A 24,615-nucleotide genomic window follows, 5' to 3' on the forward strand; every position below is an offset into this window, starting at 1 on the left:
ACTGAACAGGACATGTGTGGCCGCTACGCCGTAACCTTGCCGCCGGAAGCGATGCGCCAGGCCTTCGCCTATCGCGAGCAGCCGAACTTTCCGCCGCGCTACAACATCGCGCCGACGCAGCCGGTGCCGGTGGTCAGGCTCGAACAGGGCACGCGCCAGTTCGTGCTGATGCGCTGGGGCTTCATTCCCGGCTGGGTCAAGGACCCCAAGGACTTTCCGCTGGTCATCAACATCCGCAGCGAGAGCGCCGCCGAGAAGCCGTCCTTCCGCGCCGCCCTCGCCCGAAGGCGCTGCCTGATGCCTGCCGACGGCTTCTATGAATGGCACCGCCTCGGCGAGGGGCGCCGGCAGGAAAACCGGCCCTATCTCTTCCGCCGGCCGGATCGCGGCCTCTTAGCCTTCGCGGCACTCTGGGAGACCTGGCACAGCCCGGACGGCTCGGAGATCGACACGGTCGCGATGATGACCGGTCCCGCCAACGGGCAGATGGCGGCGATCCATCATCGCTCGCCCGTCATCGTGCCGCCCGAGGCTTTCGACGCCTGGCTCGATCCGGCGGCCGAGCCGGCGACCCTGCGGGGGCTGCTGCGCCCTCCCCCCGACGATCTCCTGGAGATGGTCCGGCTCGGCGACGCCGTGAACAAGGTCGCCAATGACGGGCCGGAACTGCAGTTGCCCTTCGATCCCGCATCGGCGCCGGAGCCGTCCGAACCCAAGCCCGCCATGCGTTCGCGGCGGGGCGGCAAGGACGATGCGCAGGGCAGCCTGTTCTAGCGCAGGAGGCGAGCGCGCGCTTACTCTCGGGCAACGACAAAAGCGATTTGAGGAACGCCCGACATGCATGGCCGCCGCCCGACGATGAGTTCCCTGCACGGCATGGTCGCCGCCGGCCACCCGCTGGCGGCCCAGGCCGGTGCCCGCATCCTCAGCCAGGGCGGCAATGCCTTCGATGCGGTCGGCGCTGTCGCCGCGGCGCTCAACGTGGTCGAGCCGTTCATGTCGAGCCTCGCCGGCATGGGCTCGGCGACGATGTGGGTGGCTGCCGAACGCCGCGTGCGCGTCCTCGATTTCGTGCCGCCCGTGCCGGGCAGCTTCCCGCTCGAGCGCTTCAGCCAGCGCTCGGATCTGGAGCGCGGCGCGCTCGCCGTCGCCCCGCCCGGCAACCTCGCCGGCTGGTGCGAGCTCAACCGCACCTATGGCCGCCTGTCCCTGCCGCAGATCTTCGCACCGGCGATCGCGCTCGCCGCCGACGGGTTTCCGCTCGCCGAGTTCGGCGTCGCCGAGTTCAACGAACAGGCGCCGCTGCTGCGCGAGCGCTCGGAACTTCATGCCGACTGGGCAAGGAACTACCTGCCGGATGGCGGCGATACGGTCGAACTCGGCCAGATCCTGCGCCAGCCCGATCTCGCCCGGACGCTCTCCGAGATCGCGGCCAAGGGCCCGGAGCACCTCTACCGCGGCGCGCTCGGCGAGACCGTGATCACGCATCTCAAGGCCAAGGGCGGCACGCTGACCGTGGCGGATCTCGGCAAGGTCGCGCCGCGCTGGCGCGAGCCGATCGCCGCCGCCTATCGCGACCGGCTCGTGCATGTGCCGCCACCGGCCTGCGAAGGTTTCCAGTTCCTCCTGACGCTGCGCATTCTCGACGGCTTCGAGCTCGCCGGGCTGGAGCGCAACGGCGCTGAGCATCTCGACATCGTCTACCGCGCCATCCGCCTCGCTGCCGGTCAGCGCATCGCCAACAACAATCCGAAGCCGGAAAAGCTCGCAGAACTGCTGTCCGACGCCGCGGTCGAAAAACTGCGTGCCCGCCTGCGTGACGGGCAACCGATCACCGGCCCGACCGAGCAATGGATGGCGGAGGCACCCGCCGGCGAGGATCCGGCGCACACCACCTCCTTCTCGATCGCCGACCGCGAAGGCAACCTGATCTGCGTGACGCAGAGCATCGGCAGCCCGTTCGGCAGCGGCGTGGTCGTGCCGGGCACCGGGCTCTGCCTCAACAATTTCCTGTACTGGGCCGATGTCCAGCCCGGCAGCCCGAACCGCTCGCAGCCGGGCTCGGAACTGCCGATGTGCATGTCGCCGAGCCTGTCGACCCGGAATGGCGAGCCGGTGCTGGCATTGGGCACGCCCGGCAGCTACGGCATCCTGCAGACGCAGGCGCAGGCCATGGTCCAGCATGTCGATTTCGGCCTGCCGCTGCAGGAGGCGATCGAGGCGCCGCGCGCCCGGCTCTGGGATGGCCGTGCCATCGAGGTCGAGGATCGCATCGTGGCGCAGACCATCGCCGCCCTGCGGCAGCGCGGCCACGAGATCACCCCCTTCGATACCGGATGGACGATGCGGGTCGGCGGCATGCAGGCGGTCGCGCGCGATCCGGCAAACGGCAAGCTGACCGGCGCCTGCGATCCGCGCCGCGACGGCTATGTCGCGACGCCCTGAGCGGGCGCGAGTAGGAAAAATCCGTGCTCGACTGAATGGCGGCGGTCCATGCGTCTGCCCTCTGGCTTCGCCGACGCCGAGGTGGCAGAGCAGCGGCCATGACCGCACGCCATGACAGCGGTGTCTTCGAGGAGTGAAAGCATGTCGGCGCCTGCGCGGAACGATCTTCGCTCCTGGCTGACGGACAGCCTGCTGCCGGGCTGGATCGCGCGCGCCTATGACCCGACACGGCCGGGTTTCGTCGAATATCTCACACCGGATGGAAAGCCCGAGCTCGGCGAGATCCGCACGACGCTGGTCACGGCGCGCCTGACCTATGTCTTCAGCCATGCCCATCTGCTCGGCGTTCCCGGCGCGCTGGCTGCGGCGCGGCACGGCATCGCCTTCCTGACCGCCGCCTGCCGCCGTGCCGATGGACGCTACAGCCATTCCTGCACCGCGCAGGGTGAGCCCGTCGATGGCAGGTCCGATTTCTACGATCTCGCCTTCGTTCTGTTCGCCCTCGGCTGGTACGCAAAGGCGAGCGGCGACCAGAGCGCGCTGGCGCTGGCCGGGGAGGTCATGGATTTTCTGGAGCGGGAGCTGGCGCACCCGGCCGGCGGCTTCAGCGAGGATACGCTCGGCACGCAGCCGCGGCGCCAGAACCCGCATATGCACCTGCTCGAAGCCTGCCACGCGCTCGCGGCGGTCTCGCCCGATCCGCGCTGGCTGGAGACGGCAGACATGCTCGTACGCCTGATGCGGGGGCGCATGCTGGACAGCAATGGCACGCTCGGCGAGTTCTTCGGCGAGGACTGGGCTGCCTTTCCCGGTCCGCGCGGGCTGATCCGGGAACCCGGCCATCATTTCGAATGGACCTGGCTGCTCTATCACCATGAGCGGCTGACCGGTTCGGCCGAGGCCCGCGCGACGGCGCGCAGCCTCCACGCCTTCGGACAGAGCCAAGTCGATGCGCCGGCCAACGCCTCACGGCTTGTGGTGAACGAGGTCGATCCCGCGGGCGATGTGCTCAACGGCGCCGCTCTGCTCTGGCCGCAGACCGAATATCTGAAAGCCCTCGTCGCGCGGGTCGAGTTCGAAGGCGATGCGGATGCCGCAGCCCGTCTCGACCGCCATGTCGCGCTGATGTTCCAGCACTTCGTCGACCGCGAGAGCGGGCTCTGGGTCAACCAGATCGACTCCGGCAGGCAGCCGATCGCCGACCGGGTCCCGGTCCGGGTGCTCTATCATCTGGTGCTGGCGCTGGCCGAGATCTGCCGGGTCCGCGAGGATGCATAGAGCAGGTCGAGATCCAGATAGATCGTCATTCTGGACAAGCCGCGCAGCGGCGTAGCTCCGGAATCCATCGAAGGGCGTCGCGCTCTACGATGGATCCCGGCGTTACGCTGCGCTCCAGCCGGGATGACGGCACAGAGTGTGAGAAAGGCGTCCAGTCCTTCAACTACCCGCGCCGCTCGCGACCGCTACAGCACCGCGCCGGGGTTGAGCACGCCCTTGGGATCAATCGCCGCCTTGACCGTACGCATCAGATCGAGCTCGACCGGGTCCTTGACGCCGGGCAGCAGCGCGCGCTTCAGGCGGCCGATGCCGTGCTCGGCCGAGATCGAGCCCTTGAGTTCGGTGACGATGGCATGGACAGCCGCGTTCATCGCGTCCCAGCCGGCGAGATAGGCGGCCTTGTCGGCACCGACCGGCTGGCTGACGTTGAAATGGATGTTGCCGTCGCCGAGATGGCCGAAAGGCACCGGCCGGCAGCCCGGCACCAGCTCCTCGACCTTGGCGATGGCGCGCCTCAGGAATTCCGGGGCCGCGTGCAGCGGCACCGAGACATCGTGCTTGATCGAGCCGCCCTCATGGGTCTGCACCTCCGAGAGCATCTCGCGCAGCTTCCAGAGCTCGGCACGCTGGCCGAGCGAGCCGGCGAGCACCGCATCGGTGACCAGCCCCTCTTCCATCGCCTCGCCAAGGAAGTTCTCGACGGCTTCGGAGAGGCCAGTCTCGGCCTGGGCGCAGACCTCCATCAGCACATACCAAGGCGAGGGTTCCGAAAGCGGATCGCGAGCGCCATCGGCATGGCGCACGACGAAGTCGAGCCCGATGCGCGGCATCAGCTCGAAAGTTGTGAGCGTGCCGCCGGCGCTGGCCTTGGCCTTGTTCAGCAGCGCCAGTGCAGCGTCCGGATCGGGTACGGCGAGGAAGGCGGTGGCGCGTGCCGCCGGCAGCGGGAAGAGCTTCAGCACCGCGGCGGTGATGATGCCGAGCGTGCCTTCCGAGCCGATGAAGAGGTTCTTCAGGTCGTAACCGGTATTGTCCTTGCGGAGCTGGCGCAGGCCGTTCCAGACGCGGCCATCGGGCAGCACGACCTCGAGCCCGAGACAGAGCTCGCGGGCATTGCCATAGGCGATCACCGCAGTGCCGCCGGCATTGGCGGAGAGATTGCCGCCGACCGTGCAGGAGCCTTCCGAAGCGAGCGAGAGCGGGAAGAGCCGGCCGGCGGCCTCGGCCGCCTCCTGCGCCTTCTGCAGGATGACGCCGGCCTCGACGGTCATGGTGTCGCCGGCAGCATCGACCGCGCGGACCTTGTCGAGCCGCTGCAGCGACAGGACGATCTCCCGGCCCTCGGCGACCGGGACCTGGCCACCGACCATGCCGGTATTGCCGCCCTGCGGGACGATCGTCGCACCCGTCTCGCTTGCCCATTTCATCAGGGCCGAGACCTCGGCGACCGAGCCCGGCCGCACCACCGCCTGCGCCTTGCCCTTGAACAGGCCGCGCGGCTCCTTGAGATAGGGCACCATCGCATCGGCGTCGGTGATGACGTGTTTGGCGCCGACGATGCCGGCCAGAGCTTCGGTAACGGACGCGCTCATCCTGCCTCCGGAGACATGATCACTTGCGGCCGGCAGCCTTGCGGAAGACGCCGACGAGTTCGATGTGAGCGGAATAACGGAACTGATCGACCGGCGTCACGCGTTCCAGCGCATAGCCGCCTGCGACCAAAAGCGCCGCGTCGCGCGCGAAGCTGCCGACATCGCAGGAGACATAGGCGACGACAGGCACTTTCGAGGCGGCGAGCCGCCGAACTTGCGCCTCAGCTCCGGCGCGCGGCGGATCGAGCACCACGGCGTCGAAGGCGGCGAGCTCGTGCTCCAGCAGCGGCCGGCGGAAAAGATCGCGGGCCTCGGCCACGATCGGCTTCAGCCCCTGCGCCTTGCTGGCGCCGCGCTGCAGCGCCTGCACCGCCGTCTTGTCGCTCTCGAAGCCGGTGACGTGGCAGCGCTCGGCCAGGCGGAAGCTGAACGGTCCACACCCGGCGAAGAGATCGGCGACGCGCTTCGCCTTGGGCAGGGCCGCGAGCACGAGTTCGGCCAAGACCTCCTCGCCACGCGCCGTCGCCTGAAGGAAGCCGCCCGGCCCCGGCGTGACCGTGGCCTTGCCCATGAGATGGAAGGGAGTGCGCCTTTCGACGATGACGTCGCCATGCATGGCAAGCCGCGCCAGATCGAGCCGCTCAGCCGCCTCGGTCAGCGTGCGACGAAGCGCGTTGCCAGCCGGGCCATGGCCACGGATATCGACGTCGAGCCCGGCCTCGGAGGCGGTGATCTGCAGATCGAGCGGCTTGTTCGAGCCGCCGAGCCGGTTGGCGAGGTGCTGGGCGACGGAAGGGGCGCGCGCCAGGCCAGGCGCCAGAACCGGGCAGGCATCGACGGCGATCAGGTCATGGCTGCGCGCCGCCATGAAGCCGATGCGCATGCCGTCTTCCTCGCGACGGGCATGGAAGGTGACGCGCCGGCGCCCGGTGCCATGGGCGTCGCGCGGCGGCTCGACGGTCACTCCCGAGCCGACCCGCCCGAGCGCCGAGACGACCTGCTGGCGCTTCCATTCGGCGTAGAGTTCCTCGCCCATGTGCTGGGCGACGCAGCCGCCACAGCGGGTGAAGAGCGGGCAGATCGCGGCGATGCGCGACGCGGATGGTGCCAGGATTTCGACAACCTGCGCCCGTTCGCCGTCCCGCACGGCACGGACGCTTTCGCCAGGCAATGCGAAAGGTACGAAGACCGGACCGTCCGCCGTCTCGGCCACGCCGTCGCCGCGCTGGCCGAGCCGCGCGATCACCAGGGTTTCGTTCATGGCAAGGGCAGACATGCGGATCCGGGCAGGGTTGAGGAAGAGGCGTGGCCTATCAGTTCCTGCGTCGCGAGGGAAATCATCATCTTTTTTCGCGGAGATTTGGAAGAACTATCCCGTGAAGTAACGGGCGAACCGACTATGGTGGCGACCTGCTGCGCCCGGCCGCTATCGGGCCGGCGCCAGCCAGAGAGGAAGTGGTCATGACTATCCGCAACGGCGTCGTCGAGGCGATCGGCAACACGCCCCTGATCCGGCTGAAGCGCGCCTCGCGGGAAACCGGCTGCGAAATCCTCGGCAAGGCCGAGTTCATGAATCCCGGCCAGTCGGTCAAGGATCGCGCGGCGCTCGCCATCATCCGGGATGCCGAAAAGCGCGGCGTGCTCCGCCCCGGCGGTGTCATCGTCGAGGGCACCGCCGGCAATACCGGCATCGGCCTCGCGCTGGTCGGCAATGCGCTCGGCTACCGCTCGGTGATCGTCATTCCCGAGACGCAGAGCCAGGAGAAAAAGGACATGCTGCGGCTCGCCGGCGCGACGCTGCTCGAGGTCCCGGCCGTCGGCTACGTCAATCCCAACAACTATGTGAAGGTCTCCGGCCGCCTCGCCGAGGAACTGGCCAAGACCGAACCCAATGGCGCGATCTGGGCCAACCAGTTCGACAATGTCGCCAACCGCCAGGGCCATATCGAGACGACCGGCCCGGAGATCTGGCAACAGACCGACGGCAAGGTCGACGGCTTCATCTGCGCCGTCGGAACCGGCGGCACACTCGCCGGCACCGCGATCGCGCTGAAGGGCTTCAACCCGAAGGTCAGGATCGGCCTCGCCGACCCGATGGGCGCGGCGCTCTATTCCTGGTTCAAGACCGGCGAGTTGAAGGCCGAGGGGTCCTCGATCACCGAAGGCATCGGCCAGGGCCGGATCACCAAGAACATCGAGGGCGCTCCGATCGACACCGCCTTCCAGATCCCGGACGAAGAGGCGGTCCCACTGGTCTTCCAGCTTCTGGAGGAAGAGGGCCTCTGCCTCGGCGGCTCCTCAGGCATCAATGTCGCCGGCGCGATCCGGCTGGCGAAAGAGCTCGGCCCCGGCCACACCATCGTGACCATCCTCTGCGACTACGGCACGCGCTATCAGTCGAAACTGTTCAATCCGGAATTCCTGCGCTCGAAGAACCTGCCGGTCCCCGGCTGGCTCGAACGCAATGGCGGGCTGAAGGACGTGATGGCCCGGGTGATGGCCTGAGCCCATGCTGCTCGACCGGCGGACGCTCGCAGGCATCGCCGAGGGCAGCATCACCCGGGTGCTGCGGCGCTGGCGCCGACCGAGCGTCCGCAGCGGCGGCAGCCTGATGACGGCCGCGGACGTCCTGGCGATCGAGGCGGTCGAGCCGATCGGCGAAGCCGAGATCGACGACGCAGCGGCGAAAGCGGCCGGCTTCGCCTCGCGCGAGGCAGCGCTCGCGAGCCTCGCCGGCCGCGAGGGCGACCTCTACCGGATCCGCCTGCACCTTGCGGGTCCCGATCCGCGGCTTGCCCTGCGCGAAGCCTCCGAGCTCGGTGATGAAGAGGTCGGCGTGCTCGCAGCACGCCTTGGCCGGCTCGATGCCCGCCGCCCCTGGACAGGCGCCACGCTCGCCCTGATCGCCGCTCATCCCGGCCGCCGTGCGCCGGAACTCGCCGCCCTGCTCGGTCGCGAGACGCTCGCCTTTAAGCAGGATGTGCGCAAGCTCAAGGCGCTCGGCCTGACCGAGAGCCTCGAGGTGGGCTACCGACTGTCGCCGCGCGGCGAGGCGCTGCTTTCGAAGCTCCCGCCGCGCTGAGAAAAGGACAGCCGGTGCAGTGCCTCCTCAGGCCGTCTGCGCCTCAGCCTCGAGCGCGTCGATGTCGCCGGCGCGGTCATATTGCGCCTGATCGAGCATGCCCTGGCGCTTGGCGACGATGGTCGGCACCAGAGCCTGGCCGGCGACGTTCACGGCCGTGCGGCCCATGTCGAGGATCGGGTCGATCGCGAGCAGCAGACCGACACCGGCAAGCGGCAGGCCGAGCGTCGAGAGCGTCAACGTAAGCATCACCGTCGCGCCGGTGAGCCCTGCGGTCGCCGCCGAGCCGATCACCGAGACGAAGACGATCAGCACATATTCCTGCAGGCCGAGCGGCAGGCCGTAGAACTGCGCGACGAAGATCGCCGAGATCGCCGGATAGATTGCGGCGCAGCCATCCATCTTGGTGGTCGCGCCGAGCGGCACGGCGAAGGCTGCGTATTCACGGGGCACGCCGAGGCTCTTCTCGGTCACCGCCTCGGTTACCGGCAAGGTGCCGACCGAGGAGCGCGAGACGAAGGCGAGCTGGATCGCCGGCCAGGCGCCCGCGAAGAAGCGCGCCGGCGAGAGGCCGTGCAGCAGAAGCAGCGCCGGGTAGACGATCAGCAGCACGATGGCGAGGCCGAGATAGATCGCGAAGGCATACCAGGAGAGCTGCTGCAGGGTCTGCCAGCCATATTGCGCCACGGCATTGCCGAGCAGGCCGATGGTGCCGATCGGGGTCAGCCGGATCACCCACCACAGGATTTTGCGGACGATGGCCAGCAGCGACTCGTTGAAGGACAGGAAGCTGTTGGCGCGCTCGCCGACCTTCAGCGCCGCGACGCCGACGACGATCGAGATCACCAGCAATTGCAGAACGTTGAAGCCGAGGCGGGTGGTCGCCGCGCCGCCGTCGACACGGGTCGTCGCCTGCAGGCCGAGCATGTTGGCGGGCACGAGGCCCTTCAGGAAATCGAGCCAGGAGCCGACCGTCGCGGGGGCCTTGGCGCTGGCCGCAGCGACGCCGGAATTGAGGCCGGGCTGGATGATCAAACCGAGCGCGATGCCGATCAGCACCGCGATGAAGGCGGTGACGGCGAACCAGAGCAGCGTCTGCCAGACCAGGGCAGCAGCATTGGAAAGCTGCCGGAGATTGCTGATCGAGGCGACGATCGCGGTGAAGATCAGCGGCGGCACCAACGCCTGCAGCAATTGCACGAAGATCGAGCCGGTGGTCTGGAGCGCGACGGTCAGCCCGTTCGGCTGCCCGGCCGCATCCGGGCCGATATTGCGCGCGATCCAGCCGAGCAGGAGCCCGACCAGCATGGCGAGCAGGACCTGGAAACCGAAGCTGGAATAGAACGGCTTTGTGCCGGCGCTCTTCACGCCGGCTGGGGACGTCATCGTTGTCATGGCAGGAACTCGTCAATCGCCGCCGTGCGGCTCTATTTATGCGTCAGGATATAATGCGCCGCAGCGGATAAGGCGAAGGAGCAGATTTCTGTTTTGTGCGCAGCCAGCGACAGGATCATTCTGCGCCATCTCGATTCCGGGCGAGTTTCATCCCTTCATCGGCAGGAGAACGCGGGGCAGGCGTGCGCCGCCGGGCCTGCCGCCCGCAGGACAGCGCTGCTAACCAGCCGGCGCTTTCAATGAGCCGCACCGGCACGCCGGACAAAAGCTGCGGTCAACGCCTGGAGAGAACATCGATGAAGAGACGCCAATTCCTCGCAGCTGGCGCGACTGCGGCGGTCGCCGCCCCGATCGCGAGCCCCGCTATCGCGCAATCGGCGCCCTCCGTCCGCTGGCGGTTGGTCTCGGCCTTCCCGAAGTCTCTCGACACGCTCTATGGCGGCTCGCTCGAACTGGCGCGTCGGGTCAGCGAGGCCACGGACGGGCAGTTCCAGATCCAGCCCTTTGCGGCCGGCGAGATCGTCCCCGGCGGCGCGGCGGTGATCGACGCGACGTCCAAGAACACTATCGAATGCTGCCATACCTGCAGCTATTACGGCATCGGCATCGACCCTACCTTCGCCTTCGGCACCTGCGTCCCGTTCGGCCCCAATGCCCGCCAGACCAATGCCTGGCTGACGGTCGGCGGCGGCAACGATGTGCTCAACGAGTTCTACGCCAAGCACAATCTCTACGCGCTGCCGGCCGGCAATACCGGCGTGCAGATGGGCGGCTGGTTCCGCAAGGAGATCAACACGGTCGAGGACCTGAAGGGCATCAAGTTCCGCGTCGGCGGGCTCGCCGGCAATGTCCTGCTCAAGCTCGGCGTCGTGCCGCAGCAGATCGGCGGCGGCGGCCTCTACTCCTCGCTGGAGCGCGGCACCATCGACGCGGCCGAATGGACCGGTCCTTATGACGACGAGAAGCTCGGCCTCTACCGGGTGGCGAAGTACTATTACTACCCCGGCTGGTGGGACCAGGGCACGGTCATCTCGATGATGATCAACCGCGCGAAATGGGACGAGCTGCCGGCCCGCTACAAGGCCGTGCTGAGCGATGCCTGCGCCGCTACCAACCAGTGGATGCAGGCGAAATACGATCACGAGAACCCCATCGCGCTGAAGCGCGTGGTCGCCGCCGGCGCGATCCTGCGCCCGTTCTCGCCGGCGATCATGGAAGCCAGCTTCAAGGCGACCCAGCAAACCTATGACGAGATCAACGCGTCAAACCCGACGTTCAAGAAGATTCTCGGCGAGGTGATGGCCTATCGCGATGCGACCTCGCTGTGGTGGCAGGTCAGCGAGCTGCCATACGACATCAACATCGCCAACCTGATCCGGCGCGCCCGGTAAGGTCTGAAGGGGGAGCCTGGCGCTCCCCTTTTTTTGTCGACCTTCCAGTCCTGAACGCTTCCCGCCTGTTCGAGAATTCGAGCCCTCATCCTGAGGAGTTGCGCAGCAGCGTGTCGAAGGATGCTGCAGTTGGTTCCCGCGCCTCCTGACGCTTCCTTCGAGACGCAGCCTTTGGCTGCTCCTCAGGATGAGGGCCGAGCAATCTCGAAACGGCGCTCAGCGCAGCGGCCAGACCCAGAGGATCAGCGGCACAGTCAAAAGGATGACCAGCAGCGAGAGCGGTGCGCCGAGCCTGGCATAGTCGCTGAAACGATAGCCGCCCGGCCCCATCACCAGCGTGTTGCACTGATGGCCGATCGGGGTGAGGAAGTCGCAAGCTGCGCCGATCGCCACCGCCATCAGGAAGGCGTCGGGATTGTAGCCGAGCGTCTTGGCGAAGCCGGCGCCGATCGGCGCCATCACCAGCACCGTCGCGGCATTGTTGAGGAAGGGCGTCACCGCCATGGCGGCAATCAGGATGAGCCCGACGGCGCCCCAGCCGGGCAGGCCGGAGCCGGCCTGCGCCAGCCAGCCGGCGAGGACATCGGTGGTGCCGGTGGTCCGCAGACTGTCGCTGACCGGGATCAGCGCCGCGAGCATGACGAGGATCGGCGCCTCGACCGAGGCATAGGCGTCGCGCAGCGAGAGCGCCCGCAGCGCCAGCAGCAGCACGGCCGCCGAGAAGAAGGCGACCGCGACGGGCACCAGGCCGAAAGCCACGACAGCGACCGTTCCCAGGACCACCGAGCCGGTGATCAGCCTTCGGCGGGCGCTGCCCAGCGACAGGCTGCGGGCCGCCAGCGGCAACAGGCCGAGTTCGCGCAGCCGCTCCGGCAGCAGTTTCTCGTCGCCCTGGAGCAGCACGACGTCGCCGGCATCGAGACGAATATCGCGCAGCCGCTCGGTGAAGCGCTCGCCGGCGCGGCTGATGCCGAGCAGGTTGACATGGAAGCGGGCGTGAAGATCGAGCTCGGCGGCGGTCGCGCCGGCCAGGACCGAGCCCTGCGTCACCACTGCCTCGCCGGTCCGGGCAGGATCGAGCGAGCCTTCGGTCTTCGTCGGCCGGTCCTGCCCGACGAGCTCGAGCTTGCCTTCGGCGACGACGCGCTCCAGCGCCTTGGCCTCGCCGCGCAGCAGCACGATGTCGCCGGCCTTCAGGCTGGCATCAGGCAGTGGCGCCTGCCGGCGCTTGCCGCCTCGCAGGATGGCGACGACTTCGACCTCGCCATCGGCAGGCTTCCTGAGATCGGCGATCGTCCGGTCGCTCAGCGGCGCATTCGCCGGGATCCTGGCTTCGGTGACGTAGTCCTTGATGTCGAGCGCCTGGTCGAGCGAGGCCGAGCCCTGCCGGTTCTTCGGCAGCAATCGGTAGCCGAAGCCAAGGAAGAGACAGCCGAAGAAGGCGACGCCGAGACCGACCGGCGTGAAGTCGAACATGGCGAAGGGCTCGCCGCCGAGCTCCTCGCGAACCCGCGAGACGATGACGTTGGGCGAGGTGCCGACCAGGGTGACGATGCCGCCGAGCAGCGAGGCAAAGGCCATCGGCATCAGGAAGACGGAAGGGGATTTGCCGTCCTTGCGCGCGAGTTGATAGGCGATCGGCAGCATCATCGCGAGCGCGCCGATGTTCTTGATGATCGCCGACATCACGGCGACCGTGAAGACGAGCGCCATGACCTGGGTCTGGGTGGTGCGCAAGGCAGGCGCGATACGCGACAGCGCGCTCTCGACGAGCCCCGAGCGCGCCACAGCGGCGCTGACGATCAGGGCGCTGGCGACGATGATGACGATGTCGTCGGAAAAGCCCTTGAAGGCGTCCTTGGGCTGGATGACGCCGAGCGCAACGCCCGCGAGCAGCGCCAGCAGCGCGACCACGTCATAGCGCAGCCGCCCCCAGACGAAGGCGGCCATCATCGCGGCGACGAGCGAGCAGGAGAGAATCTGCGGCAGGGTCATCCGCGCCTTCTTACCGGGCGCGGGCGGCCGATGCGAAGCCGAAAAAGCGAAGCGCGCGCCGCCGTCAGCGGGTCAGAGCCATTTCTTCCAGCGGAAGAACAGATAGGGCAGCACGGCGAAGACCACCATCATCACCAGCGCCATCGGATAGCCGAGCTGCCAGTCGAGCTCCGGCATGAGCTTGAAGTTCATGCCGTAGATCGAGGCGACGAGGGTCGGCGGCATCAGCACCACCGAGACGACCGAGAACAGCTTGATGATCTTGTTCTGCTCGATGCTAACAAGACCGAGCGTCGCCCCCAGCATGAATTGCAGCTTGCTGGAAAGGAAGGTCGCGTGCTCTTCGATGGCCTGGACATCGCGGATCGAGGAGCGCCATTCCGGCGCGAAGCCGCTGGTCGCCTTCTTGGCGCGCTTGAAATTGGCCGAGAGGTAGAGCAGCACGCGCTCGACCGAGACCATGCTTTCGCGGACATTCGAGATGATGTGCTCGTACTGGCCGATGCGGCGCACCACGGCCTGATAGGCGCGCCCCTGCTCGACATTGGCGCTGTTGCCGTCGAAGATCTGGCGCGAGCGCATGTCGATCCGGTCGCCGACGCCGCGCAGCACCTCGGCGGCGCGATCGGTGATCGCGTCGATCAGCCCCTCTATGACCCCGGCGGGCTCGAGACTGCAGCCGCCCGGCTTGCCGACGCGGTTGAGGAAGATATTGAAGGCGCCCGGCTGGTCGTAGCGCACCGTGACGAGCGCCTGCTCGGTCAGGATGAAGGTGACATCGGCGAGCCGCGGGACATTGGTGTCCGACTGGCAGATCACCCGCATGGTCATGTAATGCGCGCCGTTCTCGGCGTAGATGATCTCGGAAGGCTCGAGATCATGCATTTCCTCCCGTGTCGGGATCGAGATGCCGAGATGCTGCTCGACCTTGCCGTCCTCCGGCGTCGACGGGTTGAGCAGGTCGATCCAGATCGTCCCGGCGGGGATCGGCTCCTCCGGTCCGAGTTCCTGATGAACGAGACGATCGCCCCGCACCGGGCAGATTCCATGGATCAGGAGCATCGGCGATCTTTCCGGAAGCATGGGCGCCGGAGCGCCGATCTGGGCGGCACCAACTCCAAACCTCCGACGGTGTCAAACCGATGACGGGCGTGTCACATGCCGCCTTTGACGCCCTGCGGCGGCTTGCTGTCGGCCGGCACGAAGAAGTCGGGCATCAGCGGCACAGACGGGTCGACGCGATAGGGCGTGAAATCGGTAACGCCCTCGCCGGCCATGAAGCTGTCGTCGATCAGGAAATTGCCGGAGAATTCGCGCGACGGCTTGTTGAAGACCATCCAGGCGGCCTCGCCCAGCATGTCGGGCGTGCGGCTCGCCTGCACCATCTTGTCGCCGCCGAGCAGGTTCCTGACCGCCGCGGTCGCGACCGTGCTGCGCGGCCAGAGCGCGTTGACGGCGATGCCCTTCGGTGCGAGTTCGCCGGCGAGCCCGAGCACGCACAGGCTCATCCCGTATTTCGCCATGCTGTAGGCGAGATGCGGGGCGAACCAGCGCATGCTCATGTCGAGCGGCGGCGACAGCATCAGGATATGCGGGTTCTCCGCCTTCTCCAGAAAGGGAATCGCGTATTTCGAGACCATGAAGGTGCCGCGCGTATTGATCTGGTGCATCAGATCGAAGCGCTTCATCTCGGTCATCTGCGTATTGGTCAGCGAGATCGCGCTGGCGTTGTTCACGAGGATGTCGATGCCGCCGAAGGTCTCGGCCGTCTTGGCGATAGCCGCGACCACCGCCTCCTCCTCGCGGATGTCGACCATCAGCGGCAGGCATTTGCCACCGGCCGCCTCGATCTCGGCGGCAGCCGTATAGATCGTGCCTTCGAGCTTGGGATGCGGCTCGGCCGTCTTGGCGGCGATGGTGACGTTGGCGCCGTCGCGCGCCGCCCGCAAGGCGATGGCGAGGCCGATGCCGCGTGATCCGCCGGTGATGAAAAGCGTCTTGCCCTTGAGCGACATGGTGGTTTCCTCCAGCCTTATAATTGCAGAGTGAAGCGTTCCGGCTGGTTGCCGTCCGCGTCGGTGAAGCCGTAGGTCCGCGCGAGATCGGCGACATGCAGCACCTTGCCGGCATGGCGCGCGACCTCGGGATCGGCGGCCAGCGCCGCGACCGCCCGGCCGGCATAGAGCGGCGTCTCGGTCGTCTCCTCCGCCATGCCGGCGTCGCGCACCCGCTCGGTCAGGACATGGCCTGGCGACAGGGCGAGCGCGGTGACGCCGAAGGGCTTGAGCTCCTGCGCCATGGCGAAGCTCAGCCGGTTCATCGCCGTCTTGGCGAGGTCGTAGAAGACGTCGCCGAGATAGCCGTCGGCGGTGTCGAAGCTGACCGTGACGATCAAGCCCTGGCGCATCTGCACCATCGCCGGCGCGACGGCGCGGGCCAGCAGCAATTGCGCATAGATGCCACTCTCGAAGCTTTCGCCCAGCCTCGCGACGGGGCGACGCCAGAACGGAGCGCCGAAGGCCGAGCCGTCGGGATAGCGCTCGCCATCATAGCCTTCATTGCCGCCCCAGACCGCATCGACGACGCAGTCGAGCCGGCCGAAGCGGCGCAAGCACCAGGCGACGAGCTGGTCGACCTCGCGCTCATTGGTGTGGTCGCAGCGATAGGGCTGCCCCTTGCCGCCGGCCGCCTCGACCTCGCGAGCCGTATCCTCGAAGGTCTCGATCCGCTGGTCGGTCCGCGGCCCGGCCTCGCTCGAACGCCCGGTGCAGATCACCGTCGCGCCAGCCTGGCCGAGCGCTTTTGCAATGCCGCGCCCGAGCCCGCGCGAGGCGCCGGCGACGAGGCAGATCTTGCTTGCCAGGGGAGCCGCGGTCATCGAGCCCGCTCCATCATTCCGGCGCAGGCAGCAGGCGCGGGCCCGGAAGCCATGAGCACCGCCCAACCCGTCATGGTCGGGCTTGTCCCGACCATCCACGCCTTCGCTTGTCGCATGCGGTGTTCAAGACGTGGATGCTCGCCACAAGGGCGAGCATGACGGGCGCCGCTGCGCGGCGCGCCGGAAAGACGGCGTTGTTTCGCGCCGAACGGAAATGCCCTAGAAGCCTCCTCCCGCGAAGGAGGAGGCGAGCCATGGATGCGAGCGAAGTCGCCGCCTGCTGGGAAGCCAATGCCGAAACCTGGACCCGCCATGCGCGGGCCGGCTACGACCTCTACCGGGACGCCCAGAACACCCCGGCCTTCCTCGCCAACCTGCCCGCTATCGCCGGCCTCGACGGGCTCGACATCGGCTGCGGCGAAGGCTCGAACACGCGCAAGCTGGCTGAGGCCGGCGCACGGATGAGCGGAATCGACATCGCGCCGACCTTCATCCGGCACGCAACGGAAGCGGAGGCCGAGGCCCCGCTCGGCATCGCCTATCGCGTCGCGGACGGCATGGCCCTGCCCTTCGCCGATGGCAGCTTCGACTTCGCCACCGCCTTCATGTCGTTGATGGACATGCCGCATCAGGACAGGGTGCTGGCCGAGGCGCTGCGCGTGCTGAAGCCCGGCGGCTTCCTGCAATTCTCGATCCTGCATCCCTGCTTCGCGACGCCGCATCGCAAGGTCGTCCGCGACGAGAACCGCAAGGTCCTCGCCATCGAGGTCCGCGATTATTTCCGCAGCACCGATGGCGAGATCGAGAGCTGGCGCTTCGGCGCCGCGCCGGAGCACGAGAAGGCCAGTGTCGCGCCGTTCAGAGTGCCGCGCTTTCACCGCACGCTGAGCGACTGGGTGAACCTGATCGTCGCGACGGGCCTTGCCATCGAGATGATGCACGAGCCCTCGATCGATCCCGAGACGGCCCGCGCCCTGCCCTATCTCGACGACACGCTCGTCGCACCACTGTTCCTGCACATGCGCGTCCGCAAGGCGGCCCCGGCCATCTAGCGGGGCGCGCACCTGCGTCACGCCGCGAAGACCGCCGCCGAATCCGCCACGGCCCCGGCGCCCTCGGTCACCGCGAGCTCCAGCCCCGGCGCCTCGGCGGCGTTGTGCTCGGCGAAGAAGCGGGCCGTCGCCAGCGCAGCCGCCCCGGCATCCTCACCGCGCAGCCCGAGCGCCTTCCTGGCGAGGCCGGTTCCGCCCTGCGCCAGCGCGAAGAGCTTGAGATAGGGCGTCGCGCCGGCGAGCGCGCTCGCCTGGTCGTTGCCCATCGTCCGGAGCATCCACTGCGTCGCGCGCTCGAGCGAGTCGACGGCAGCGCCGAGCCGCGCCGCCGTGTGGCCGAAGCCCGGCGTATTGGCCTCGCGCACCTGCTCAACGACGCCGCGCATCTCCTCGATCATCGCCTTGACCGCCTCGCCATTGGAGAGCGGCAGCTTGCGCAGCACGAGGTCGATCGCCTGGATGCCGTTGGTGCCCTCGTAGATCGTGGCGATGCGGGCATCGCGCAGATGCTGGGCGGCGCCGGTCTCCTCGACATAGCCCATGCCGCCATGGATCTGCACGCCGGTCGAGGCGACCTCGACGCCGATATCGGTGGCATAGGCCTTGGCGACGGGCGTGATGATCGCGGCACGCTCGGCCGCGGCCTTGCGCTTGGCCTCGTCGGGCTCGCGGTGCGAGCGATCGAGCGTCGCGGCCAGCAGCAGCGAGAGCGTGCGCGCCGCCTGCGTCTTGGCGCGCATTTCCATCAGCATGCGGCGGATGTCAGGGTGGACGATGATCGGGCTCATCGGCGCGCCCTTGGGGGCGTCGAGCGCCGTGCCCTGCTTGCGCTCATGGGCGAAGGCGAGCGCCTGCTGATAGGCCCGCTCGGCGATGGCGACGCCCTGCACGGCGACGTTGAGGCGGGCATTGTTCATCATCGTGAACATGCAGGCGAGACCGCGATTCTCCTCGCCGATCAGCCAGCCGATCGCGCCGCCATTGTCGCCATAGCTCATCGCGCAGGTCGGCGAGGCGTGGATGCCGAGCTTGTGCTCGACGCCGGTGCAGCGGACATCGTTGCGCGCGCCGAGCGAGCCATCGGCATTGACCAGATATTTCGGCACGAGGAAGAGCGAGATGCCGCGCGTCCCGGCCGGCGCGTCAGGCAGGCGGGCGAGGACGAGATGGACGATGTTGTCCGTCATCTCGTGCTCGCCATAGGTGATGAAGATCTTCTGGCCGGTGATGCGGTAGGTGCCGTCGCCGACGCGCTCGGCCTTGCAGCGCAGGGCGTTGAGATCGGAGCCGGCCTGCGGCTCGGTCAGGTTCATCGTGCCCATCCACTCGCCGGAGACGAGCTTGGCGAGATAGGTTTCCTTGAGATGGTCGGAGCCATGGGCATGCACTGCCTCGATCGCGCCGACCGTCAGCAACGGGCCCAGCGCGAAGGCGAAGGCGGCCGAATTCCACATTTCGGTACAGGCCGACTGCACCAGGGTCGGCAGGCCCTGGCCGCCATAGGCCTCCGGCCCAGGCAAAGCGTTCCAGCCTCCTTCAGCCCAGGCGTGATAGGCTTCCTTCCAGCCCGGCGGGGTGGTGACGACACCGTCCTTCAGGGTCGAGCCGTGCCGGTCACCGACCGTGTTCAGCGGGGCCAGGACATCGCCGGCGAATTTCGCGGCCTCTTCGAGAACCGCCTCGGTGAGGCCGTCCTCCAGCTCGGGCACGAGGCCGTCCGCCTGCAGGGCATCGAGCCCGGCGACATGGCGCATGGTGGCCAGGATATCCTCGACCGGAGCACGATACGACATGAGCCTCTCCCTGGACGCCGCCGAATCCGCGGCGGGTCATTTTGCAGCGTTGCGTTTGACGGCGATGTTAGCGGCGAACTATGCCCTCCGCCAACGCGCAAGCCGGTGCGCGCCTGCGCAGACCGCCCGGCATTGTTATAGTTCATATATAAACATTCAAGAGCGATCGTGACCGAACCCCGCCAGACGCAGCGCCTTCGGGCCGACGAGGCCGGCATCGCCGAAGCGGCAAGACTGCTTCGCGCCGGAAAACTGGTCGCCCTGCCGACCGAGACGGTCTACGGCCTCGCCGCCGATGCGACCGACGGCCGCGCCGTCGCCTCGATCTATGCAGCCAAGGAACGGCCGAGCTTCAACCCACTGATCTCGCATCTGCCCGACACCGCGGCCGCGCGGCGCGAGGGCCTGTTCGATGCTGCCGCGCTCGCGCTGGCAAAAGCGTTCTGGCCGGGACCGCTGACGCTGATCGTACCGGTCTCGCCGGGCTGCACGGTCAGCGACCTCGCCCGCGCGGGGCTCGCCAGCGTGGCGCTCAGGGTGCCCTCGCACCCGGTCGCACATGCCGTGCTCGCCGCGGCCGGCCGGCCAATCGCCGCCCCTTCCGCCAATCGCTCGGGACGGGTCAGCCCGACCCTGCCCGAACATGTCCTTGTCGATCTCGACGGGCGGATCGACGCCGTGCTCGAAGCCGGCCCGACCGAGATCGGGCTCGAATCGAGCATCGTCGCCTGCCTCGGCGGAGCGCCGAAGCTGCTGCGCCCCGGCGGCGTGCCGCGCGCGGCGCTGGAAGCGGCGATCGGGCGCGAGCTCGTCGTCGCCGATGCGGCGCAGGGAGCCGCGCCGATCTCGCCGGGGCTGCTCGCCTCGCATTACGCGCCGGAGGCGGCCGTCAGGCTCGAGGCGGCGGCGCCGCTGCCCGGCGAGGCCTGGCTCGGCTTCGGGCCGGAGCCGGAGGGACATGCCCTGCCACCGCTCTCGCTCAATCTCAGCCCGAAAGGCGATCTCGCCGAAGCCGCGGCCAATCTCTTCGCCGCCCTGCGCCAGCTCGACGAAGCCGGCGCGACCACCATCGCCGTCGCTCCCGTGCCGATGCGGGGGCTGGGCGAGGCGATCAACAACCGTCTCGGCCGGGCCGCCGCGCCGCGCTGACACCGGGCACCGGGCGATCTGTCGCCCTCGCCGGGAGCAGCTTGCAATCGCGCAAGATTTAGCGATGCTGCCCGGAGCGTTCCGGGAGCCCAGCCGATTGCGATGCCGAAGCTAGCCTGGGACGATTTCCGCCTGATCAAGGCGATCGCCGATGCCGGCGGCCTGACCGGGGCCGCAGCCTCCCTCGAAGTCAACCATTCGACGGTGTTCCGACGGCTGGGCCAGATCGAGGACCAGCTCGGCCACGCGCTCTTCGAGCGCCGCAAGACCGGTTATGTACCGACCTCGGCCGGTGAGGAGATGGCGGCGCTGGCCTCGCGGATCGACGAGGACGTCACCGCTTTCGGCCGGCGGCTGGCCGGGCGCGACCTCACCCCCTCCGGCGAAGTCCGGGTGACGACGACCGACACGCTCTATCTGCACATGCTTTTGCCGATCTTCGCGGCCTTCCGGCTCGCGCATCCGCTGATCCGGCTCGACGTCGTCATCGCCAGCCAGACCCTCAACCTGTCGCGCCGCGATGCCGACGTCGCCATCCGCGCCAGCGACTCGCCGGGCGAGACCCTGATCGGGCGCCGGCTCGCCGATCTCAACTGGGCCGTCTATGCGCGCGCCGATGCGCCGGCGACCGCCGAGGAAAGAGCCGACCCCAGCGCGCTGTACAAGCGGACCTGGGTCACGCTCGGCGACCATCTCGGCTATGTGAAGGCCGCCCGCTATGTCCGCGACCGTGTCGACCCCGAGCGGATCGCGCTGCGCTCCTCCGCCGTGCTCGGCCTGACGGAAGCGGTCGAACAGGGCATCGGCATCGGGCCTCTGCCCTGCTTCATCGCCGACCAGCGGCCCGGGCTGGTGCGGCTGCTGCCGCCGCGGCCCGAGTTCTCAACCGGGCTGTGGATCCTGACTCATCCCGATATCCGCCATGCACCACGCGTGCGCGCCTTCATGGATTTTTGTGGCGGCGAACTCGCGCGGCGCAAAGCGCTGCTCGAAGGTGCGTGAAGGACGAGGACGCCCCCTCAGACCTCGACGCCATCCGGAATGAACTTGATGCCCTTGTCATAGGCATCCTTGAAGCGGTCGAAGCCGTGACTGCCCCCGTTCACCAATTTCCGGGCAGTCTTGAGATCCCCGGCAGCGAGGGCGGTTCGGATCGCGTCTTCCTTGTTCGCCAGGAAACAAGCGAGCAACTGGCCAGCGATTTTCGGATCGTTTGCGAGTTCCGGGTGAGCGACGAGATCGACGTTGATCTGTTTTCCGAGCTCCGTGTAATTCCAACGGCCGGTCAACTGCACGAAGCCGCGCCCCTTGAAGCGAGCACCGTCCCCCACTTCCGTATTGCCGAGCTTCTTGCCTATCGGCGTGTCCGGCTCATAGAGATCAAACGGCACCTTCTCGGTGTTGTACTGGCTCTGGAACTCGTCGATCGGCACGAAGCCTTCGGTTTCCGCACGGATCGTCGCGAGCGCCATGAGCAGCATGTCGCGGTCGATCAGGCCATAGGCGCGCAGACCCGCCCGCACATGCGGCAGATGCCTCCTGATGTTGCCGAGCGGCGTCTCGGGCACGAAGAGTCGGGCCACGAGTTCGGGCGTCAGCGGCGTCGCCCCGCTCGCGCCTGACAGCAGCGACCAGCCGGCCTCGGTCATGTTGCCCGCCAAGAGCGACCTGATCGACGCAACTTCGGCGCGCAGCCCGGCGGCCTCGGCATTGATCTGGCTCGCCAGGATGGATTGCGTCGCCGAACCTGCGGCGGGACCACCACTGGCTGAGCCACTCGCCGATCCTGCGCCACTGTTGAAGGCTGATCCGCCCGGCCCCGCTCCTGCGGTGATAGCAGGCGTCTTGGCAATAAAGCCTTCGATGAAATCGGACCCGACATAACCGGCGGCAGCGATGCCGAGCAGAATTTCCGGGGTTATATTGCCAGTTCCTATCAGCTTCCCGAGCCCGAGCGCGAAAGCCGCAAGAACACCGGCAATGAAACCGATCATGAGGCTGATCAGGAGGCGACTCGCCAGGAACAGGTCAGCCTGACCCGGATCCTTTCCTGCATTGGCATCATTAAGCTTCTTGAGTCCGATGACGGCCCTTGCCCCCTGACCGACCAACCCCATCATTCCAGAGAGAAAAATCGTGACCAGCAGTTCTGTGGCAGACATGGCATGCCCCGGATATCTTGCTTTCCCCAGAAAATACAACCATAGATTGCATCTATAAGCAAGCGCACGCTCAGGCATCAATAAGCCCTCGAGCCGAACCTCGCGGATCTCGTAGCGACCGAACCGGCTCGGCCCCCCGCGGCTCGAGAAGCCGGCAGGTGCGGCTCATCAAGCGCCTCCGGAAGCGAGGAGAAGGCACGCTCCAAAGCCGTCAGCGGCCCCGCAAGCCAGCCGTATTGCCTTCGATCAATAACCGGTATACCGGTACTCCAGTTTTTAGGAACGCGAAATGCCCCGACCGTCGCGCGCGGCCCGCCCGCCTCAGCTTCCGGTGCTCACGATCGACCGCACGCTGCGGGCGCCGGAGCAGGTCTATCGCGGCTTGCGCGAGGCCATCGTCACGCTCGCCATCGCACCCGGCACCGCCCTCTCCGAGGGCGATGTGGCAGAAGCCTGCTCGATCAGCCGCACACCGGTGCGCGAGGCCTTCGCCCGGCTCAGCGAAGAGCAATTGCTCGATGTCTTCCCCAATCTCGGCACCTTCGTTTCGCTGATCGATCCGCAGGCGGTCGCGGAGGCGGTCACCATCCGCCGCCTGCTCGAGGGCGAGGCTGCGGCGAGCGCCGCGGCCAATGCCGAGCCGGCGCTGCTGCGCGAGATGTCGGAGGCCGTCGCCCGGCATGAGCAGGCCGTTTCCCGCGGCGATGCGGCCGGCGCCTATGCCTGTGACGAAGCTTTCCACCACACCCTCTTCGCCACGCAGAAGCTCAGCCAGATGTGGCAGAGCGTCAGCCGGGCCCGGACGCATCTGCAGCGCGTCCACCATCTCCGGATCTCGGAACGCGGGGCGCTCGGCGACGCGCTGGAGCAGCACCGCCTCGTCCTCGCCGCCATCGAGTCGGGCTCGCCGGAGGCGGCCAGGGCAGCCATGGCCGCCCATATCGAGGCGCATGGCCGCTTTCTCAGCCGCGTAGCCGGCCTCAAGCACCCCTACATCCGCGCCACATGACAAACGAACACCCATCCCTGGGCATCACCATCATGCCCGAATACGCCCAGTCCGAGGGTGTCGACGCCGTTCTGGAGAACATTACCCAGCGCCTCGGCTGCACCGTGCTCTGCACCACACCCTCGGTGGCGCAGCGCTGCCCGGAAGGCACGGGCGTGCGCGAACCGCCTTCCGACGCCGGCGCCGGCCTCGGACGCACGCTCGACCGCCCGCTCTGGGGCGACAGGGCGCTGTGGATGCAGACCGCGACCAGTTTCCGGCCGGACCCGGCGCTCTATCGCGAGAGCCCCTACCCGCCGCCGCTGCCGGATGATCTGACCGACCGCGAAGGCGGCACCGTCGCCGCCCTGCTCGCCGGGGCGAAGCGCGCCGGCATGCAGGTGCAGCTCCAGGTCATGGCCGCCGCGCCCCCCGGCCTGCGCGTCCAGTGCCGTGACAACGCCGCCGACGAGCAGCCGCTGACCATCCATGGCCGACCGGTTCCCGGCCGCGTCGACGCCAATCTCAGCCTCGCGAGCCAGGGGCTGCGCCGCTATATGCGCGCGCTCGTCGCCGACCTGCTGGGGAATTACCCGGAGATCGATGCGCTGCGCTTCGACTGGCCAGAATATCCGCCGTATGCACTCGAGAGCCTGCTGTTCGACTTCAGCCCCGCCGCGGTGAAGCGCGGCCAGGAGCTCGGCCATGATGTCGAAGCGGTCCGGGCGCGGGCGCTGGAGGGACTGCGCGAGCTCGGCCCGCGCCTCGCGACGGCACCGGAGACGATCGATCCTGAGCGGCTGGCGGCTGCCGGCAGCTGGGGCGCGGCGCTGCTGGCCTATCGCGCCGCGCTCGTCGGCGACTATGTCAGGGACCTCGCGGCCATCGTCCGGGAAGTATCGGACGGCCGCATCGGCGTCGTGATGCAGGCCTTCCCGCCGCCGCTGAACCGGCTTTCCGGCTTCGATTTCGCCGGAATCGACGGCGCCGTCGACGAGGTCTCGGTCAAGCACTACACGATGCACTGGCCAATGATCGAGCGGGGCTATGTCGAGCGGCTGGCGCAGGCCACGGGCGCCGATCCCGACGAGGTCTTCGCGCTGGTGCATCGCTGGCTCGGCCTCAACGGCAATGCGCCGACGCGCGCGGCGCTGCGCTATCCCGAACCCGAGGAGACGCATCCGGCCGACGATGCCGGCCTGCGGCGCGCGATCGTGATCGCGGCGGGAGAGCTGCGCCAGTCGCGCTTCTCGACGATCGTGCATGGCTATGGGCCGACCGAGGATGTCGAGCGCCGCTTCCGCGCCGTGCTCGAAAGCCCGTGCCGCCATCTGCAACTGAACCGCTACGGCTATCTGTCGGACGAGAAGATCGCCCGGCTTTCGGCCCTCTGGCGCGCACATCGCTGATCCAAC

Annotated in this window: 20 protein-coding genes; 11 read left to right on the top strand and 9 right to left on the bottom strand. The window is 68.0% G+C overall.

The window, feature by feature from the left end; translation table 11 throughout:
* Positions 1-12 precede the first annotated feature (12 nt).
* The 3 genes from ACWGRX_RS04230 (at position 13) to ACWGRX_RS04240 (ending at position 3,723) form a co-directional block, all read left to right on the top strand.
* On the top strand, positions 13-774 hold the full coding sequence (locus tag ACWGRX_RS04230) for an SOS response-associated peptidase (RefSeq protein WP_452116537.1): 762 nt from the start codon (positions 13-15) through the stop codon (positions 772-774).
* Positions 775-837: 63 nt separating this feature from the next.
* Positions 838-2,445, top strand: coding sequence for a gamma-glutamyltransferase family protein (locus tag ACWGRX_RS04235; RefSeq protein ID WP_452116538.1), 1,608 nt, complete (start codon positions 838-840; stop codon positions 2,443-2,445).
* 141 nt (positions 2,446-2,586) lie between these two features.
* Positions 2,587-3,723: an AGE family epimerase/isomerase gene (locus ACWGRX_RS04240; protein ID WP_452116539.1), complete on the top strand. Its 1,137-nt coding sequence runs from the start codon at positions 2,587-2,589 to the stop codon at positions 3,721-3,723.
* Positions 3,724-3,908: 185 nt separating this feature from the next.
* On the opposite strand, the gene ACWGRX_RS04245 is transcribed toward ACWGRX_RS04240, so the two are convergent.
* A complete protein-coding gene (locus ACWGRX_RS04245; protein WP_452116540.1) occupies positions 3,909-5,315 on the bottom strand; it encodes an FAD-binding oxidoreductase in 1,407 nt (468 codons plus the stop codon).
* A gap of 19 nt (positions 5,316-5,334) precedes the next feature.
* Positions 5,335-6,591 carry a class I SAM-dependent RNA methyltransferase gene (locus tag ACWGRX_RS04250; protein ID WP_452116541.1) on the bottom strand — a complete coding sequence of 419 codons (1,257 nt, stop codon included), beginning with the start codon at positions 6,589-6,591 and terminating at the stop codon, positions 5,335-5,337.
* A 185-nt stretch (positions 6,592-6,776) separates the two neighbouring features.
* On the opposite strand from ACWGRX_RS04250, the gene ACWGRX_RS04255 reads away from it, so the two are divergent.
* On the top strand, positions 6,777-7,820 hold the full coding sequence (locus ACWGRX_RS04255) for a cysteine synthase A (RefSeq protein WP_452116542.1): 1,044 nt from the start codon (positions 6,777-6,779) through the stop codon (positions 7,818-7,820).
* Positions 7,821-7,824: 4 nt separating this feature from the next.
* Positions 7,825-8,397, top strand: a complete 573-nt coding sequence (locus tag ACWGRX_RS04260) for a hypothetical protein (protein ID WP_452116543.1) — start codon at positions 7,825-7,827, stop codon at positions 8,395-8,397.
* Positions 8,398-8,424: 27 nt separating this feature from the next.
* On the opposite strand, the gene ACWGRX_RS04265 is transcribed toward ACWGRX_RS04260, so the two are convergent.
* On the bottom strand, positions 8,425-9,792 hold the full coding sequence (locus ACWGRX_RS04265; RefSeq protein WP_452116544.1) for a dicarboxylate/amino acid:cation symporter: 1,368 nt from the start codon (positions 9,790-9,792) through the stop codon (positions 8,425-8,427).
* A 296-nt stretch (positions 9,793-10,088) separates the two neighbouring features.
* On the opposite strand from ACWGRX_RS04265, the gene ACWGRX_RS04270 reads away from it, so the two are divergent.
* Positions 10,089-11,183, top strand: a complete 1,095-nt coding sequence (locus ACWGRX_RS04270; protein WP_452116545.1) for a TRAP transporter substrate-binding protein — start codon at positions 10,089-10,091, stop codon at positions 11,181-11,183.
* A 216-nt stretch (positions 11,184-11,399) separates the two neighbouring features.
* Here the strand turns inward: ACWGRX_RS04270 and ACWGRX_RS04275 are convergent, their stop codons facing one another.
* The 4 genes from ACWGRX_RS04275 to ACWGRX_RS04290 all read right to left on the bottom strand — a co-directional run bounded on the left by ACWGRX_RS04275 (position 11,400) and on the right by ACWGRX_RS04290 (position 16,056).
* Positions 11,400-13,178 carry an SLC13 family permease gene (locus tag ACWGRX_RS04275; protein WP_452116546.1) on the bottom strand — a complete coding sequence of 593 codons (1,779 nt, stop codon included), beginning with the start codon at positions 13,176-13,178 and terminating at the stop codon, positions 11,400-11,402.
* A gap of 72 nt (positions 13,179-13,250) precedes the next feature.
* Positions 13,251-14,240, bottom strand: coding sequence for a magnesium transporter CorA family protein (locus ACWGRX_RS04280; protein WP_291645155.1), 990 nt, complete (start codon positions 14,238-14,240; stop codon positions 13,251-13,253).
* 92 nt (positions 14,241-14,332) lie between these two features.
* Positions 14,333-15,193, bottom strand: a complete 861-nt coding sequence (locus ACWGRX_RS04285; RefSeq protein WP_452116547.1) for an SDR family oxidoreductase — start codon at positions 15,191-15,193, stop codon at positions 14,333-14,335.
* A gap of 17 nt (positions 15,194-15,210) precedes the next feature.
* Positions 15,211-16,056 carry an SDR family NAD(P)-dependent oxidoreductase gene (locus ACWGRX_RS04290; RefSeq protein WP_452116548.1) on the bottom strand — a complete coding sequence of 282 codons (846 nt, stop codon included), beginning with the start codon at positions 16,054-16,056 and terminating at the stop codon, positions 15,211-15,213.
* A gap of 254 nt (positions 16,057-16,310) precedes the next feature.
* Between ACWGRX_RS04290 and ACWGRX_RS04295 the strand changes: the two genes are divergently transcribed.
* On the top strand, positions 16,311-17,108 hold the full coding sequence (locus ACWGRX_RS04295; protein WP_452116549.1) for a class I SAM-dependent methyltransferase: 798 nt from the start codon (positions 16,311-16,313) through the stop codon (positions 17,106-17,108).
* Positions 17,109-17,125: 17 nt separating this feature from the next.
* On the opposite strand, the gene ACWGRX_RS04300 is transcribed toward ACWGRX_RS04295, so the two are convergent.
* Positions 17,126-18,901, bottom strand: a complete 1,776-nt coding sequence (locus ACWGRX_RS04300; protein ID WP_452116550.1) for an acyl-CoA dehydrogenase — start codon at positions 18,899-18,901, stop codon at positions 17,126-17,128.
* A 168-nt stretch (positions 18,902-19,069) separates the two neighbouring features.
* On the opposite strand from ACWGRX_RS04300, the gene ACWGRX_RS04305 reads away from it, so the two are divergent.
* Positions 19,070-20,050 carry an L-threonylcarbamoyladenylate synthase gene (locus ACWGRX_RS04305; protein WP_452116551.1) on the top strand — a complete coding sequence of 327 codons (981 nt, stop codon included), beginning with the start codon at positions 19,070-19,072 and terminating at the stop codon, positions 20,048-20,050.
* A 102-nt stretch (positions 20,051-20,152) separates the two neighbouring features.
* A complete protein-coding gene (locus tag ACWGRX_RS04310) occupies positions 20,153-21,052 on the top strand; it encodes a LysR family transcriptional regulator (RefSeq protein WP_452116552.1) in 900 nt (299 codons plus the stop codon).
* A 17-nt stretch (positions 21,053-21,069) separates the two neighbouring features.
* Here ACWGRX_RS04310 and ACWGRX_RS04315 read toward each other — a convergent pair whose 3' ends face one another.
* The gene (locus ACWGRX_RS04315; protein ID WP_452116553.1) at positions 21,070-22,212 is read right to left on the bottom strand and encodes a glycoside hydrolase family 19 protein; all 1,143 of its coding nucleotides are present in this window, start codon (positions 22,210-22,212) and stop codon (positions 21,070-21,072) included.
* Positions 22,213-22,501: 289 nt separating this feature from the next.
* Here ACWGRX_RS04315 and ACWGRX_RS04320 point away from each other — a divergent pair, with 289 nt between their 5' ends.
* Both ACWGRX_RS04320 and ACWGRX_RS04325 read left to right on the top strand, forming a co-directional pair.
* Positions 22,502-23,221 carry a GntR family transcriptional regulator gene (locus tag ACWGRX_RS04320; protein ID WP_452116554.1) on the top strand — a complete coding sequence of 240 codons (720 nt, stop codon included), beginning with the start codon at positions 22,502-22,504 and terminating at the stop codon, positions 23,219-23,221.
* On the top strand, positions 23,218-24,609 hold the full coding sequence (locus ACWGRX_RS04325; protein WP_452116555.1) for a hypothetical protein: 1,392 nt from the start codon (positions 23,218-23,220) through the stop codon (positions 24,607-24,609). The genes ACWGRX_RS04320 and ACWGRX_RS04325 overlap by 4 nt, the downstream gene beginning before the upstream one ends.
* The last annotated feature ends 6 nt before the right edge of the window (positions 24,610-24,615 follow it).

Source organism: Allobosea sp. NPDC055594 (genome assembly GCF_053618995.1).

Excerpts from the sequence above, each read along its gene's own strand:
- ACWGRX_RS04245 (WP_452116540.1), bottom strand. The coding sequence starts at position 5,315 with ATGAGCGCGTCCGTTACCGAAGCTCTGGCCGGCATCGTCGGCGCCAAA.
- ACWGRX_RS04270 (WP_452116545.1), top strand. The coding sequence starts at position 10,089 with ATGAAGAGACGCCAATTCCTCGCAGCTGGCGCGACTGCGGCGGTCGCC.
- ACWGRX_RS04320 (WP_452116554.1), top strand. The coding sequence starts at position 22,502 with ATGCCCCGACCGTCGCGCGCGGCCCGCCCGCCTCAGCTTCCGGTGCTC.
- ACWGRX_RS04240 (WP_452116539.1), top strand. The coding sequence starts at position 2,587 with ATGTCGGCGCCTGCGCGGAACGATCTTCGCTCCTGGCTGACGGACAGC.
- ACWGRX_RS04250 (WP_452116541.1), bottom strand. The coding sequence starts at position 6,591 with ATGTCTGCCCTTGCCATGAACGAAACCCTGGTGATCGCGCGGCTCGGC.
- ACWGRX_RS04310 (WP_452116552.1), top strand. The coding sequence starts at position 20,153 with ATGCCGAAGCTAGCCTGGGACGATTTCCGCCTGATCAAGGCGATCGCC.
- ACWGRX_RS04325 (WP_452116555.1), top strand. The coding sequence starts at position 23,218 with ATGACAAACGAACACCCATCCCTGGGCATCACCATCATGCCCGAATAC.
- ACWGRX_RS04280 (WP_291645155.1), bottom strand. The coding sequence starts at position 14,240 with ATGCTCCTGATCCATGGAATCTGCCCGGTGCGGGGCGATCGTCTCGTT.
- ACWGRX_RS04275 (WP_452116546.1), bottom strand. The coding sequence starts at position 13,178 with ATGACCCTGCCGCAGATTCTCTCCTGCTCGCTCGTCGCCGCGATGATG.
- ACWGRX_RS04235 (WP_452116538.1), top strand. The coding sequence starts at position 838 with ATGCATGGCCGCCGCCCGACGATGAGTTCCCTGCACGGCATGGTCGCC.
- ACWGRX_RS04265 (WP_452116544.1), bottom strand. The coding sequence starts at position 9,792 with ATGACAACGATGACGTCCCCAGCCGGCGTGAAGAGCGCCGGCACAAAG.
- ACWGRX_RS04285 (WP_452116547.1), bottom strand. The coding sequence starts at position 15,193 with ATGTCGCTCAAGGGCAAGACGCTTTTCATCACCGGCGGATCACGCGGC.
- ACWGRX_RS04315 (WP_452116553.1), bottom strand. The coding sequence starts at position 22,212 with ATGTCTGCCACAGAACTGCTGGTCACGATTTTTCTCTCTGGAATGATG.
- ACWGRX_RS04255 (WP_452116542.1), top strand. The coding sequence starts at position 6,777 with ATGACTATCCGCAACGGCGTCGTCGAGGCGATCGGCAACACGCCCCTG.
- ACWGRX_RS04300 (WP_452116550.1), bottom strand. The coding sequence starts at position 18,901 with ATGTCGTATCGTGCTCCGGTCGAGGATATCCTGGCCACCATGCGCCAT.
- ACWGRX_RS04295 (WP_452116549.1), top strand. The coding sequence starts at position 16,311 with ATGGATGCGAGCGAAGTCGCCGCCTGCTGGGAAGCCAATGCCGAAACC.
- ACWGRX_RS04260 (WP_452116543.1), top strand. The coding sequence starts at position 7,825 with ATGCTGCTCGACCGGCGGACGCTCGCAGGCATCGCCGAGGGCAGCATC.
- ACWGRX_RS04230 (WP_452116537.1), top strand. The coding sequence starts at position 13 with ATGTGTGGCCGCTACGCCGTAACCTTGCCGCCGGAAGCGATGCGCCAG.
- ACWGRX_RS04290 (WP_452116548.1), bottom strand. The coding sequence starts at position 16,056 with ATGACCGCGGCTCCCCTGGCAAGCAAGATCTGCCTCGTCGCCGGCGCC.